General features: G+C 59.2%; 13 protein-coding genes. 9 read left to right on the top strand and 4 right to left on the bottom strand.

Annotated elements, in window-relative coordinates; all coding sequences use genetic code 11:
* Positions 1-9: 9 nt before the first annotated feature.
* The 6 genes from AC097A_RS16240 to AC097A_RS16215 all read left to right on the top strand — a co-directional run bounded on the left by AC097A_RS16240 (position 10) and on the right by AC097A_RS16215 (position 6,551).
* A complete protein-coding gene (locus AC097A_RS16240) occupies positions 10-1,128 on the top strand; it encodes a sn-glycerol-3-phosphate ABC transporter ATP-binding protein UgpC (RefSeq protein WP_315494285.1) in 1,119 nt (372 codons plus the stop codon).
* A gap of 29 nt (positions 1,129-1,157) precedes the next feature.
* Positions 1,158-2,447 (top strand): extracellular solute-binding protein, encoded by a 1,290-nt coding sequence (locus AC097A_RS16235; RefSeq protein ID WP_315494286.1) that lies wholly within the window; start codon positions 1,158-1,160, stop codon positions 2,445-2,447.
* 15 nt (positions 2,448-2,462) lie between these two features.
* Positions 2,463-3,611 carry an oligogalacturonate lyase family protein gene (locus tag AC097A_RS16230; RefSeq protein ID WP_479621633.1) on the top strand — a complete coding sequence of 383 codons (1,149 nt, stop codon included), beginning with the start codon at positions 2,463-2,465 and terminating at the stop codon, positions 3,609-3,611.
* The gene (locus AC097A_RS16225) at positions 3,571-4,950 is read left to right on the top strand and encodes a pectate lyase family protein (RefSeq protein WP_479621632.1); all 1,380 of its coding nucleotides are present in this window, start codon (positions 3,571-3,573) and stop codon (positions 4,948-4,950) included. The genes AC097A_RS16230 and AC097A_RS16225 overlap by 41 nt, the downstream gene beginning before the upstream one ends.
* Positions 4,951-5,016: 66 nt before the next feature.
* A complete protein-coding gene (locus tag AC097A_RS16220) occupies positions 5,017-5,853 on the top strand; it encodes a M48 family metallopeptidase (protein ID WP_479621631.1) in 837 nt (278 codons plus the stop codon).
* A gap of 71 nt (positions 5,854-5,924) precedes the next feature.
* Positions 5,925-6,551, top strand: a complete 627-nt coding sequence (locus tag AC097A_RS16215) for a PEP-CTERM sorting domain-containing protein (RefSeq protein WP_315494290.1) — start codon at positions 5,925-5,927, stop codon at positions 6,549-6,551.
* A gap of 66 nt (positions 6,552-6,617) precedes the next feature.
* Here AC097A_RS16215 and AC097A_RS16210 read toward each other — a convergent pair whose 3' ends face one another.
* Positions 6,618-7,409, bottom strand: coding sequence for an exodeoxyribonuclease III (locus AC097A_RS16210; protein ID WP_479621775.1), 792 nt, complete (start codon positions 7,407-7,409; stop codon positions 6,618-6,620).
* 10 nt (positions 7,410-7,419) lie between these two features.
* Here AC097A_RS16210 and pyrE point away from each other — a divergent pair, with 10 nt between their 5' ends.
* Together pyrE and AC097A_RS16200 are read left to right on the top strand one after the other, a co-directional pair.
* Positions 7,420-8,103, top strand: coding sequence for an orotate phosphoribosyltransferase (gene pyrE / locus AC097A_RS16205; protein WP_479621630.1), 684 nt, complete (start codon positions 7,420-7,422; stop codon positions 8,101-8,103).
* Positions 8,100-8,750, top strand: a complete 651-nt coding sequence (locus AC097A_RS16200; RefSeq protein WP_105261751.1) for a DUF4124 domain-containing protein — start codon at positions 8,100-8,102, stop codon at positions 8,748-8,750. Before pyrE ends, AC097A_RS16200 begins: the two co-directional genes overlap by 4 nt.
* A 42-nt stretch (positions 8,751-8,792) precedes the next feature.
* On the opposite strand, the gene gatB is transcribed toward AC097A_RS16200, so the two are convergent.
* From gatB to gatC, 3 genes are read right to left on the bottom strand one after another with little or no spacing between them, the layout of a single operon-like run.
* Positions 8,793-10,331: an Asp-tRNA(Asn)/Glu-tRNA(Gln) amidotransferase subunit GatB gene (gatB, locus tag AC097A_RS16195; RefSeq protein WP_479621629.1), complete on the bottom strand. Its 1,539-nt coding sequence runs from the start codon at positions 10,329-10,331 to the stop codon at positions 8,793-8,795.
* Positions 10,332-10,333: 2 nt separating this feature from the next.
* A complete protein-coding gene (gene gatA / locus AC097A_RS16190; protein ID WP_479621628.1) occupies positions 10,334-11,851 on the bottom strand; it encodes an Asp-tRNA(Asn)/Glu-tRNA(Gln) amidotransferase subunit GatA in 1,518 nt (505 codons plus the stop codon).
* Positions 11,852-11,864: 13 nt separating this feature from the next.
* Positions 11,865-12,164, bottom strand: coding sequence for an Asp-tRNA(Asn)/Glu-tRNA(Gln) amidotransferase subunit GatC (gene gatC, locus AC097A_RS16185; protein WP_315480519.1), 300 nt, complete (start codon positions 12,162-12,164; stop codon positions 11,865-11,867).
* 203 nt (positions 12,165-12,367) lie between these two features.
* Here gatC and AC097A_RS16180 point away from each other — a divergent pair, with 203 nt between their 5' ends.
* Positions 12,368-13,411, top strand: a complete 1,044-nt coding sequence (locus AC097A_RS16180; protein ID WP_105261747.1) for a rod shape-determining protein — start codon at positions 12,368-12,370, stop codon at positions 13,409-13,411.
* Positions 13,412-13,429: the final 18 nt, after the last annotated feature.

The raw sequence follows: 13,429 nt of genomic DNA, 5'->3' as shown, positions 1-13,429 counted from the left end.
GAGCCTCACGTGGCGCAACTGCAATTAAAAAAACTTGAGAAGACTTATCCCAACGGGTTCAAAGCCGTGCATGGCGTGGACCTGGAAATCCGCGATGGCGAGTTTATGGTTTTTGTTGGGCCATCCGGCTGCGCCAAGAGCACCATCTTGCGCATGATTGCCGGGCTGGAGGGCATTTCTGGGGGCGAACTCTTGATTGGTGGCACGGTGGTTAACAGCCTGCCCCCCAAGCAGCGCGGCATTGCCATGGTGTTCCAGAACTACGCCCTCTATCCCCACATGAAGGTGTACGACAACCTGGCATTTGGGCTCAAGCTGGCGGGCACCAGCAAGTCTGAAATCGACCAGCGGGTGCGCGAAGCTGCACGCCTGCTGGAGATGGACCATTTGCTGGATCGTTTCCCCAAGCAACTGTCCGGTGGGCAGGCGCAGCGCGTCGCAGTCGGACGCGCGATTGTCAAACGCCCGGAGGTGTTTTTGTTCGATGAACCTCTGTCGAACCTGGATGCCAAGTTGCGTGCCTCGATGCGTGTGCGCCTCACCGAGCTGCATCGCACGCTGCGGGAGCGTGGTCAACCGTCCACGGTGGTCTATGTGACACACGACCAGGTAGAGGCGATGACGATGGGTGAGCGTATCTGCGTATTGAAAGACGGAGAAATACAGCAAGTCGATACACCTACCGCTTTGTACGAAAAGCCAGCCAACGTTTTTGTGGCGAGTTTTATTGGCTCACCTGAGATGAATATCCTGCCCGCCCAGGTGGAAGCCGGTGGTCGGCAGGTCGTGATTGGCAGCGTGACTCTGCCCATGCCAGAGCAGCGTGTTGCGTCTTTGCAGTCGCACCAGAAGGTGAAGTTGGGTATTCGGCCCGAGCACATCACGGCTGGTGGCCATTCCGAGGTGGCCGTGCACATGGTGGAGGGAACGTTGCGTTTCATGGAGCACATGGGGAGCGAGGTGTATATCCATTTTTCCCTGGGTGACACCCCGTTGACCGCGCGTGTTCCATCGGACCAACTGCGCGAGCTGGCGGGCAAATCACGCGGGGACAAACACCTCTTTGGTTTTCAGATGGGGGCCTGCCATGCCTTTGGCATGGACAGCGGGCTCAATTTGTTTTTGTGACGTAAATCAATACCTATAAGGAGACAACAATGAAACGACGTTCTGTGGTGGCAGCTGCCGCTGCGCTTTCTTTTGCGCTTGCCGCCAGCGCGCAGGAAACGGCAACCTTGCGCTTTTCCTGGTGGGGTGGTGGCGCACGCCATGACGCCACCTTGAAAGCGATTGCTGCCTTTGAAGCCAAAAATCCTGGTGTCAAGATCAAAGCTGAATACATGGGGTTTGGCGGCTACCTGGAGCGCTTGTCCACACAGTATGCGGGGGGGAGCGAGCCCGACATCATGCAGATCAACTGGGCCTGGCTTTCCACGTTTTCCAAAACTGGTGACGGCTTTCAGGATCTGTACAAGTACAAATCACTGATCGGCCTGAATCAGTTTTCAGATGCCGACTTGCAGAGTGGGGTGGTGAACAAGAAACTCAATGCGTTGCCGGTGTCCTACACCGCGCGCGTGATGTTGTGGAACCGGGCGGCTTATGAGCGCGTCGGTCTGAAAATGCCCGCCACGTGGGACGAACTGTTTGCTGCAGGACCGGTGTTCAAGCAAAAGCTGGGGGACAAGGCCTATGCCGTTGATGGCGAGCTCTACGACATGATTCTCCTGTCGCAGACCTACATCATGCAGAAGTACGGCACGCCGTATGTGAGCCCCACGGCGCCCAAGGTCGCCATGAGTGAGGCTGCTGCCCTGGAATGGGTGCAGGTGTACAAAAAGCTGGTGGCCAGCAACGTGGCGGTGCCCTTGCCCGTGCGTGCGTCGCTAGGGGGCGCCGAAAAACCCACGGAGCAGCAGCAGGATTGGGTGACCGGTAACTGGGCGGGCAACTACACCTGGGACAGCGTGATTGGTTTGCGTGCCAGTACCTTGAACAAAGACCAGAAGCTGGATGTTGGCGATTTCCTGACCTTGCCCAATGCCAAGAACACCGGAATCTTCGGACGCCCGGCACTGATGTTTGCCGTGAGTAAGAAAACCAAGCAGCCGGAGATTGCAGCGAAGTTTCTGAACTTCATGGTGACCGACCCGGAGGCTATCGGCATCCTGGGTCTTACCCGCGGCGTGCCATCTGCTGACAGCCAATTCAGGGCGATCGTGCGCACCGATGCATTGCAGGGGACCGAGCTCAAGGCTTTCCTGCAGATCAAAAAGCAGAAAGACACAGGAAAGATCGACACACCATCCCCTCTGTTTGAAAACGCCCGCTTCAACAAATTCATGCGAGACGTTTTTGAAACCGTAGCCTATGGAAAGACGACTGACCAGGAAGCCGCCAAACGGCTTGTCGAAGAGGGCAACGCCTTGTTGCAGCGCATCAAGTAATCGGATCTTCTATTCATGAGTAAAGCCAGCATTAGGCAGTTTCAATTTGCAGTGCACCAAGACCCGGACACCGGTGCGCGTGTGACGCGGCTCACACCGCCGGACACCGCGTGCCACCGCACGTACTTCTACCAAAAGTGTTTCACCAACGAGGGCCAGAAGCTGGTTTTTGGGGCACGTTTTGGTGAGCACTGGAATTACCATGTGCTGGACTTGCTTTCGCAGACTGCGACACAGTTGACCGACCAGGCGGGAGAGAACACTTTCGGTGGTTTTCTCAGCCCGGACGACAGGTATTTGTATTTTGTGCGGGCGGAGCGGGAGTTGATTCGCCTGGAGCTGGCCTCCCTGAAAGAGGAGCGTGTCTATACCGTGCCTTCCGGGTGGGTGGGATATGGCACCTGGGTGGCCAATAGTGGGTGTACCAAGATGGTCGGTATCGAAATATTGGCCACCGATTGGTTCCCTTTGACGGACTGGAAAAAGTTTGGCGAAATGTTCCACTCCAAGCCGCGTTGTCGTTTGATACGGATCGACTTGGTCAGTGGCGAACGGACGGTGATTCATGAAGAAAATCTGTGGCTTGGTCACCCGCAGTACCGCCCTTTTGACGACAACACCGTCGCTTTCTGCCATGAAGGAACCCACGACCTGATCGATGCACGCATGTGGTTTGTGAATGAAGATGGCACCAACTTGCGCTGCGGCAAGGTGCATGAGACCGGGGAGAGTTGTACCCACGAGTTCTGGGTGCCCGATGGCTCGGCCATGGTGTACGTCTCGTATTTCAAGGGCCAGCCGGAGCGCGCCATCCGCTCCCTCGATCCTGTGACCCTGCAGACACGCACGCTGGCCAATATGCCGCCATGCTCTCACCTCATGAGCAATGCCAATGGCCGCCTGATCGTGGGGGATGGTTCTGGAACCCCGGTAGATGTCTCTGACGGTGCGGCACACAAGGTGCAGAACGACCCCTACCTGTATCTGTTTGATTTGGATGCAGGCAGTACACGCCGCATCGCGCGGCATGACAGCTCCTGGCGTGTCTACCTGGGTAACCGGCAGGTGACCCATCCGCATCCTTCCTTCACCCCGGATGAGCAGCAGGTGCTCTACACCACCGATGCAGAAGGCGAACCCGGGCTGTATCTGGCCCATCTGTGAGCAATCTGAAACCCTGGAGACTCTGATGTCGATACTCTTTTATTGCCGCGCATTCGCCGTGCTTGGCTGTGTGCTGGGCTTGCTGGGTTGCACCATGGGCGGCCGGACCCCATCCCTTGCTGCAGGCGATATTGCTCACCAGGTGCTGTCTCCCACAGATGGCTGGGCGGCTGCCGAAGGAGGTACCCGAGGCGGGGCTGATGCTGTGCCAGCGCACCAGTTTGACGTGCGCAGCCGCGCAGAATTGGTGGCTGCCCTGCAGTTGGCTGGCGCCAAGCCGAAGATCATTCGCCTGCACGGGCGCGTTGACTTGAGTGTGGACGATGCCAATCGTCCTTTGACTGCGGCGGACTACCGCGATCCCGCTTTCGATTTCGAGGCCTATCTGCAAACCTATGCCCCAGTCAGTTGGGGCAAAAAACCACTCACGGGCCCTTTAGAAGAGGCTCGCGTGCGCTCTGCCGCCAACCAGGCCGCACGGGTGGTTGTTCGCCTGCCTTCCAACACTACGCTGGTGGGCGTGGGTCGCGATGCCATGTTGGTGCATGGCATGCTGCTGCTGGACAAGGTCGACAACATCATCCTGCGCAATATCCATTTTGCCGATGCGTTTGATCATTTCCCAGCGTGGGACCCCAAGGACAACGCCAGTGGGGAATGGAATTCCGAGTACGACAACGTGAGCCTGCGCGGGGCTACCCACGTGTGGGTTGATCACTGCAGTTTTAGTGACGGGGACCGCCCCGACCATACGGCCCGCAGCGCGCTGGGGCGGCCCATGCAACACCACGATGGGCTGCTGGACATTACCTTGCAGTCCAATTGGGTGACCGTATCCTATAACCACTTTAAACAGCACGACAAGACCAACCTCGTTGGCTCCAGTGACAGCCAAACGCTGGATGCGGGAAAGCTCAAAGTGACTTTTCACCACAACCTGTGGGAGAACACCAAAGAGCGCGCTCCACGTGTACGTTATGGGCAAGTCCATGTGTACAACAATCTGTATGTCGCGGACACGGGCGCGCCCTATGCCTATGGATACTCGATCGGTGTCGGGGTGCACTCACAGATATTCAGTGAAAACAATGTGTGGGAAACGGCAGCCAACATCCCGGCCAGTGCCCTTACCAAACTGTGGAAAGGTACGGCGTTTTTTGACCGTGGCAGCCTGCAGAATGGCCAAGTTGTCGATCTGGTGGCGGGCTTGCGGGTTGCCAATCCTGCGGCCTCGGTCAGTGCTGATGTGGGGTGGAGCCCCTCGCTGCACGGCCAGATAGATGCCAGCAAGGACGTTGCCCGCATCGTGCGCGCCTCCGCCGGGGCTGGTGGCTTGTAAGGCTGCTGTTTCTGCCCAGCCGTATGGCTGGGCAGGCCTCCCTGTCATGGAGGAATAATGGTGGTTATGACACATCGGACTCCTTTTTTCGTTTACAGATCATTTGCAGGCTTGGTCCTGGGCTTGTGCCTTGCGTGTGCTTCGGGGGCGCAGACGCGCGATGGTGTGAACGTGGGTGGAAACTCGGCTTTTAGCAAGTTGGTGCCTGCCGACAAGGTGGAGCAGGGCGCAGCGCAGCAATATGCGCAGATGCTGTCCCAGGCTCGGGCCCAGAATGCATTGGCAGGCGCGGATGACCCGCAAGTACGGCGTTTGAGAGCGATTGCCACCAAGATCATCCCGTTTGCCAACGTCTGGAATGAGCGCGCAAAGGGCTGGAAGTGGGAGGTCAACCTGATAGGCGCCAAGCAAATCAACGCCTTTTGCATGCCCGGCGGGAAAATCGCGTTCTACACCGGCATTCTTCATGAACTGAAACTCACCGATGACGAAGTGGCGATGGTCATGGGACACGAAATTGCCCATGCCTTGCGCGAACACGCGCGCGAACGCATGGGCAAAAATGCCGCTACCGGCCTGGGGGCTAGTCTGTTGAGCCAAGTCCTGGGCCTGGGTGACATCGGTCAGACTGTGACGCAGTACGGCGCACAGCTGCTGACCCTGAAGTTTGGCCGCGAAGACGAGTCCGAGGCAGATTTGGTGGGCATGGAGCTGGCGGCCCGCGCCGGCTTCAACCCCCGCGCCGCAGTGAGCCTGTGGCAAAAAATGGGGGTTGCCAACAAGGGTGCTCCGCCGGAATGGCTGTCCACCCACCCCTCGGGCAATGCTCGGATTGCCCAGATCGAGGCGAATTTGCCCCAGGTGCTGCCGCTCTACGAACGGGCCCGCAAGGCAAGACCTTAGGTCCTTTGGACTATTGCTGCAGGTGCAGCATCCCTTGAAAATCACAACTACTTACAAATTCTGGGGAACGTATGAAGTTCATTGCAAAAGCGGCTGCTGCCGTCGCACTGCTGGCGGGGTTGGCTAGTCCGGCAGCCATGGCAGCTACGCTGACATTCGCCGGTGGCAGTACGACAAGCTTGGCCGGTTTGCCCGGTACCTTTAACCCGACACTGCTGGCGGGTGACTACAGCGCTTACAACTTGGACAGCATGCAACAAGGTGCGACTTTGTCCCTGAGCGGTACAGCCGACCTGACTTACACCTTTTTGGGCGAGGAGGCTGCATTCAACAACGCCTTTGGCGCGTACACAATCTCGCCCTTGGCAGCAGGGGCCCTCACTAACAACGGCTCGCCCATGGGGACGTCCTTCTCGCTGGCATCCGTAGCCGGTGGCGCCCTGAAGTTTGCATTCAATTCCAACCTCGGCTGGAACCTGTTTGCCAACGGCAGCCATTCAATTGGCTTAGTAATGGCTAACGACTCCAAGAGTGCTTTGCTGTTGTTCAACGACAAAGGACGTGACGGCGACTTTGATGACATGGTGATCAAGGTGGCGATCACTACACCGGTGCCCGAGCCTGAAACCTACGCCATGCTGCTTGCTGGCCTGGCTTTGTTGGGTGGTGTGGCCCGTCGCCGCAAACATCAAGTCTGACACTTTCGGGATCAGTCAAACACAAAGAGCCCTTCGAGGGCTCTTTGTGTTGGTGCTTGCAGGTTTTTAAAGTGAAAAATCGTAGTCCAGCGTGATGGGCGCGTGATCCGAGAATTTCTCTGTCTTGTAAATCTGCGGGCTTCGGGCCAGCGTCGCCAAGGCGGGGGTTGCCAGATGGTAGTCCAGCCGCCAGCCCACATTCTTGGCATAGGCTTGGCCGCGGTTGCTCCACCACGTGTAGCACTCGTCGGTGGCGGTGGGCTCCAGCTGGCGGTACACGTCCACCAAGCCGCCGTCGGTCAAGAGCTTGCCCATCCAGGCGCGCTCTTCAGGCAAGAAGCCGGAGTTTTTCTTGTTGCCTTTCCAGTTCTTCAGGTCGATTTCCTGGTGGGCAATGTTCACGTCACCGCACAAGATGAATTCGCGCTCGCTGCGCAGTGCCTGCAGGTGAGGGTAAAACTCATCCAGAAAGCGGAACTTGGCCTGCTGGCGTTCTTCGCCGGACGACCCACTGGGGAAGTACGCGCTGATCAGGGAGAGCTTGCGCTGGGGAGTGTCAAACCGTAATTCAACGTACCGGCCTTCGGCGTCAAATTCGGGGGATTGGTAGCCCACCACCACATCGCTGGGTTCATGGCGGGTGTAGACCGCCACGCCAGAGTAGCCTTTTTTCTCTGCATAGTGAAAATGTCCTTGGAGGCCGCTCAAGGACTCAAATTTGCCAGCGACATCAGCGGCTTGCGCTTTGACTTCCTGCACGCAAATACAATCGGGCCGCGTTGTGGCAAGCCAGGCCTCCAGCCCTTTGCTGGTGGCGGAGCGAATGCCGTTGAGATTGAGACTGCTTAATTTGAACAAGGAAACCCCCATGTCGGACCGTGACCCATTGGCCCTGGAATTTGTGCAATTTGCTGTGGAATGCGGGGTACTGCGTTTTGGCGAGTTCAAAACCAAAGCCGGCCGCATGAGCCCCTATTTTTTCAACGCTGGCCTGTTTGACGATGGGGCCAAACTGGGGCGTCTCGCTGAATTTTATGCCCAGCGCTTGCTGGCCAGCGGCATTGAATTCGACATGGTGTTTGGCCCGGCCTACAAAGGCATTCCTCTGGGGGCGGCCGTGGCCATTGAGCTGGCGCGGCACGGGCGCAACGTGCCTTTTGCCTACAACCGAAAGGAAGCCAAAGACCACGGTGAAGGCGGCACCCTGGTAGGGGCGCCGCTGAAAGGCCGTGTCCTGGTGATTGACGATGTGATGTCGGCTGGCACGGCCGCGCGCGAGTCGATTGCCATCATCCGCGCCGCGGGCGCGACGCCTCATGCCGTATGCATTGCCTTGGATCGGCAGGAAAAAGCCACTGAAAATGGCCAGGATGTGCCTTACAGCGCCGTGCAGTATGTGCGCGGTCAACTGGGCCTGCAGGTTTGTGCAATTGCGAAGCTCGGCGATTTGATGCAGTATCTGGCGGCACGCAATGCTTCCGGTTCGGATGCAGACCACCAGCGCGTGCTGGCCTACCGCCAGCGATACGGTGTCGATGAAGGAGACGCATGAGGATTTATCACTGCTTGGCCGCAGCGACCGTTGTCGCCGTGGCGGGTTCGTCGGTCTGGGCCCAGAGCCAACCCTTGGCGGGTGGGGTGTACACCTGCATCGATGCAAAAGGGCGCAAACTTACGGCAGACCGCCCCATCGTGGAATGTATTGACCGCGAGCAAAAGGTTTTGAACCCGAGTGGCACCGTGCGTGCCAAAGTGGGGCCTTCGCTGACCGCCCAGGAGAAGCTGGAGCTGGAGCAAAAGGAAAAACGCGAAGCCGAGGAGCGCGGTCGCGCGGCCGAAGAAAAGCGTCGGGACCGGGCTTTGCTGACCCGTTACCCAAACAAAGGGGTGCATGACCAGGAGCGTGCGGAGGCGCTGGCCCAAATTGAGGCCGTTGCCAAAGCCGCCACCACACGCCTGACTGAGCTCACTCGCCAGCGCGTGGCCATCGACGAAGAGATGGAGTTCTACAAGAAGGACCCGACCAAGGCACCTGCGTATGTGCGCCGCCAGTTCGAAGAAAACACCCAGAGCCAGAGCGTACAAAAGCGCTTCATTGCAGAGCAAGAGGCTGAGGCGCGCCGCCTGAACGCGCGTTTTGACGACGAACTGGTGCGCTTGCGCCAGCTGTGGGCCCAGATGGCCCCTGCCGGCAAGTAAAAAAGGCCTCGCAAGAGGCCTTTTTTACGGGGGCGTGGCGTGTCAAGCCAGCTTGCTGCGCAGCAGGTCGTTCACCTGCTGTGGGTTCGCCTTGCCCTGGCTGGCTTTCATGATCTGGCCGACCAGCGCGTTGAGCGCCTTGTCATTGCCCGCCTTGAACTCGGCCACGTTTTTCTCGTTCTTGTCGATCACCTGCTGCACGATGGCTTCGAGCGCGCCGGTGTCGTTCATTTGTTTGAGGCCTTTGGATTCAATGATGGCATCCACGTCGTCTGCGTTTGCTTCCGGGTGTTGTGCGCTCCACATGGCCGCATATCCACCCTGTTTCTTAAGCAATTCCGTGTAGACGTCATCCTTCGCAGTGCGGGCATTTATGGTGCTGTCTGAGATGCGAGTGAGCAACCGTGCCAGTTGCCCCGGCGAAATGCAGAACTGGTCAATTTGAATACTCAAGCGGTTCAATTCTGCAGACACCTGATTTAGCAGCCAGTTAGTTGCAAGCTTTGCTTCAGCACCAAGACGCACAGCCGATTCAAAGTAGGCCGCCATCTCTCGACTATGTGTCAGCTGTGTGGCGTCGTACTCGCTCAAACCATAGTCAGCCTGGAAGCGTGCCGCCATATTGCGTGGCAATTCGGCCATTTTCCCACGTACGTCCTGCACCCACTGCTCTGAAATGTATAGCGGTGGCAAGTCCGGATCGGGGAAGTAACGGTAGTCGGCCGCATCTTCTTTGGTGCGCATGGCGCGCGTCTCGCCCGTGTCAGGGTTGAACAACACGGTGGCTTGTTGGATCGCGTGGCCGTCTTCAATCTGCTCGATCTGCCAGCGCACCTCGTAGTCGATAGCCTGCTGCATGAACTTGAAGCTGTTCAGGTTCTTGATCTCGCGCCGTGTGCCTAAGGGGCTGCCCGGCTTGCGCACCGACACGTTGGCATCGCAGCGGAACGAGCCTTCCTGCATGTTGCCGTCGCAGATGCCGATCCAGGTCACGATCTTGTGCAGTTCCTTGGCGTAGGCCACAGCCTCTGCGCTGGAGCGCATATCGGGCTCGGTCACGATCTCCAGCAGCGGCGTACCGGCGCGGTTCAGGTCGATACCGCTTTGGCCAATGAAGTCTTCGTGCAGCGATTTGCCCGCGTCTTCTTCGAGGTGGGCACGCACCAGGCGCACCGCCTTCTTTTCGTCACCCAGGAAAAACTCGACCGCGCCACCCTGCACCACGGGGATTTCGAACTGGCTGATCTGGTAACCCTTTGGCAGGTCGGGATAGAAGTAGTTCTTGCGCGCAAAGATGCTGCGCGGCGCAATGTGCGCACCAATCGCCAGGCCGAACTGGATGGCGCGTTCGACCGCGCCCTTGTTCATCACGGGCAGCGTGCCAGGCAAGGCCAGGTCCACTGCGCAGGCCTGGGTGTTGGGCTCGGCACCAAAGGCGGTGCTGGCACGTGAAAAAATCTTCGACTGGGTCGAGAGCTGGGCATGCGTCTCAAAGCCGATGATGACTTCGTAGCCGTGCACCAGCGGGCCGGTAGGGCGGCCCTGTTGTTGTGCTTCAAATGTGTTCACGGGTTCGCTCATGGTCAGAATCCTGCGGGCTTGGCCAGGTGGTGATCGGTGGCTTGCTGGAAGCGGTGCGCGGCATTGAGCAGGCGCGCCTCCTGGCAGTAGTTGCCCAGCAGCTGCATGCCAATCGGCATACCCTTGTCGGCTTCGGCCTTGGCAAAACCCACGGGGATGCTCATGCCCGGCAAGCCGGCCAAAGAGCCGGACAGCGTGAAGATGTCAGCCAGGTAGTTGGCCACAGGGTCGTCCGACTTTTCACCGATTTTCCAGGCCACGGTGGGGGCCACGGGGCCGGCAATCACGTCGCAGTCCTTGAAGGCGTTCTGGAAGTCGTCGGCAATCATGCGGCGGATTTTTTGCGCCTGCAGATAGTAGGCGTCGTAGTAGCCATGGCTCAGCACATAGGTGCCGATCATGATGCGGCGTTTGACCTCGTCGCCAAAACCTTCGGCGCGGGTCTTTTTGTACATGTCTGCCAGATCGCCATAGTCCTTGGCACGGTGGCCGAACTTCACGCCGTCAAAGCGGCTCAGGTTGCTCGACGCCTCGGCGGGCGCAATGATGTAGTACACCGGAATCGACAGCTCGGTGCGCGGCAGTGTGATGGGTACGAGTTTGGCGCCCAGGGCTTCGTACTGCTTCAGCGCAGCGTCCACACTGGCCCGCACATCGGCGCTCAGGCCTTCGCCAAAAAACTCTTGGGGTACACCAATGCGCAGGCCTTCGATGGAGTCGTTGAGCTTGAGTGCAAAGTTTTCGGCCGGCACGTCCAGCGAGGTGGAGTCGCGGTCCGGGTCGGGACCACACATGGCCGAGAGCAGCAGCGCGCAGTCTTCGGCGCTGCGGGCCATGGGACCGGCTTGGTCCAGGCTAGAGGCAAACGCCACCATGCCGTAGCGCGAAGCGCGGCCGTAGGTGGGTTTGATGCCAGTGATGCCGCAAAACGCGGCAGGCTGGCGGATGGAGCCGCCGGTGTCGGTGCCGGTGGCGGCGGGGGCTAGACGGGCGGCGACCACGGCCGCGCTGCCACCGGACGAGCCGCCGGGAATGCGGTCCGTGTTCCAAGGGTTGTGCACGGGCTGCACGCTCTCGCTGCCGATCGGCGCAATGGCCGAGTTTTCGTTGCTGGAGCCCATAGCGAATTCGTCGCAGTTGAGCTTGCCCAGCGTGACGGCGCCAGCCTGCGCCAGCTTGTCCACCACGGTGGCGTTAAACGGCGAGCGGTAGCCTTTGAGCATGCGCGAACCAGCCGTGGTGGCGAAGTCGCGCGTCACAAAAATATCTTTGTGTGCGATGGGCACGCCTTCGAGTGCGCCTGCGCTGCCTGTGGCAATGCGGGCGTCGGCCGCACGGGCCTGGGCCAGCGTGGCGGCGGTGTCGGTGGCGACAAAGGCGCCAAGTTCGGCATGGGCCTGGCCGCGCTGCAGAAAATACTCGGCAGCTTCGACCGCGCTGAGCTGCTTGTCGCGCAGGGCCTGGGCAAGCTCCCGCACAGACAGGTCATGCAGGGCGGTTTGGGAAAGGGGAGTCGACATACGGGCTATCTTCTTATTCGATGACTTTGGGAACCAGGAACAGGCCACGTTCGACCGCGGGGGCGCTTTGTTGGTTGGCCTCCCGCTGGTTGGGCTCACTCACTACGTCCTCGCGCAGGCGCAGCACGATGTCCTGGATGGCTGCCACAGGATGGGACAAGGGCTCAAGTCCGGTGGTGTCGACGGCCCGCATGGTTTCCACAATGCTGAAAAAGTCGTTCATTTGGGTCTGCAGGCGCGCGGTTTCGGCGGGCGCCAGTTCCAGGCGCGCCAAATTGGCAATGCGGGCGATGTCGGAAGATGTCAGGGACATGGGTGTAGAAGAGTTGAAACCAAGGGTAAATCGTGTCTGGCCGCAGGCTTTTGCACGAGTTATTCACAGGCGATGGGGTATTATCCTGCCTTTGGTAAAAGTACCGTGGATACGCGGTATTTGACGCCAAACTTACACGTTTGAACTGCTAAAACCATGGCGACGGACGGCCGAAGCGCCCTCCGTGCCCGAGAGGATACGTAATGCTTGGAGCTTTCCGTCGGTACTTTTCCACCGACCTGGCGATTGACTTGGGTACCGCCAACACCCTGATTGTGGCGCGCGGACAGGGCATCGTTCTGAATGAACCCTCAGTGGTGGCGATTCGCCACGAAGGCGGCCCACAGGGCAAAAAAACCATCCAGGCGGTCGGCAAAGAGGCCAAGGCCATGTTGGGCAAGGTGCCCGGCAACATCGAAGCCATCCGCCCCATGAAAGACGGCGTGATCGCCGACTTCACGGTGACCGAGCAGATGCTCAAGCAGTTCATCAAAATGGTGCTGCCCCGTGGCGTCTTGAAGCCCAGCCCCCGCATCATCATTTGTGTGCCCTGCGGCTCCACCCAGGTGGAGCGCCGCGCGATCCGCGAATCGGCCCTGGGCGCTGGTGCCAGCGATGTGTACCTGATTGAAGAACCCATGGCGGCTGCCATCGGTGCCGGCCTGCCGGTGTCCGAAGCGTCTGGCTCCATGGTGGTGGACATTGGTGGTGGTACCACCGAGGTCGGAGTCATTTCCCTGGGCGGCATGGTCTACAAGGGCTCGGTCCGCGTCGGTGGTGATAAGTTCGACGAAGCCATCATCAACTACATCCGCCGCAACTACGGCATGTTGATTGGTGAACCCACCGCCGAAGCCATCAAGAAACAAATCGGCTCGGCCTTCCCCGGTTCCGAAGTCAAGGAAATGGAAGTGCGCGGCCGCAACCTGTCCGAAGGCGTGCCCCGCAGCTTCACGATATCAAGCAACGAAATCCTGGAAGCGCTGACCGACCCGCTGAACAACATCGTGTCGGCCGTGAAAAACGCGCTGGAACAAACCCCGCCCGAACTGGGCGCCGACATTGCCGACCGCGGCATGATGCTCACCGGTGGTGGCGCGCTGTTGCGTGACCTGGACCGCCTGCTGGCCGAAGAAACCGGCTTGCCCGTGCTGGTGGCCGAAGACCCGCTCACCTGTGTGGTGCGTGGTTGCGGCATTGCGCTGGAGCAGATGGAGCGCCTGGGTTCCATTTTCACGAGCGAATAAGCAGCACCGGACACAGCG

This window comes from Rhodoferax sp. XS2R6 (assembly GCF_056521365.1).
Note: the sequence above shows the minus strand (reverse complement) of the source record. Positions and strands in the feature narration are given on the sequence as shown.

Bases quoted from the DNA above. Each gene is read 5' to 3' on its own strand.
- pyrE (WP_479621630.1), top strand. From the start codon at position 7,420: ATGTCGGACCGTGACCCATTGGCCCTGGAATTTGTGCAATTTGCTGTG.
- gatB (WP_479621629.1), bottom strand. From the start codon at position 10,331: ATGAGCGAACCCGTGAACACATTTGAAGCACAACAACAGGGCCGCCCT.
- AC097A_RS16230 (WP_479621633.1), top strand. From the start codon at position 2,463: ATGAGTAAAGCCAGCATTAGGCAGTTTCAATTTGCAGTGCACCAAGAC.
- gatC (WP_315480519.1), bottom strand. From the start codon at position 12,164: ATGTCCCTGACATCTTCCGACATCGCCCGCATTGCCAATTTGGCGCGC.
- gatA (WP_479621628.1), bottom strand. From the start codon at position 11,851: ATGTCGACTCCCCTTTCCCAAACCGCCCTGCATGACCTGTCTGTGCGG.
- AC097A_RS16215 (WP_315494290.1), top strand. From the start codon at position 5,925: ATGAAGTTCATTGCAAAAGCGGCTGCTGCCGTCGCACTGCTGGCGGGG.
- AC097A_RS16220 (WP_479621631.1), top strand. From the start codon at position 5,017: ATGACACATCGGACTCCTTTTTTCGTTTACAGATCATTTGCAGGCTTG.
- AC097A_RS16235 (WP_315494286.1), top strand. From the start codon at position 1,158: ATGAAACGACGTTCTGTGGTGGCAGCTGCCGCTGCGCTTTCTTTTGCG.
- AC097A_RS16225 (WP_479621632.1), top strand. From the start codon at position 3,571: ATGCAGAAGGCGAACCCGGGCTGTATCTGGCCCATCTGTGAGCAATCT.
- AC097A_RS16180 (WP_105261747.1), top strand. From the start codon at position 12,368: ATGCTTGGAGCTTTCCGTCGGTACTTTTCCACCGACCTGGCGATTGAC.
- AC097A_RS16200 (WP_105261751.1), top strand. From the start codon at position 8,100: ATGAGGATTTATCACTGCTTGGCCGCAGCGACCGTTGTCGCCGTGGCG.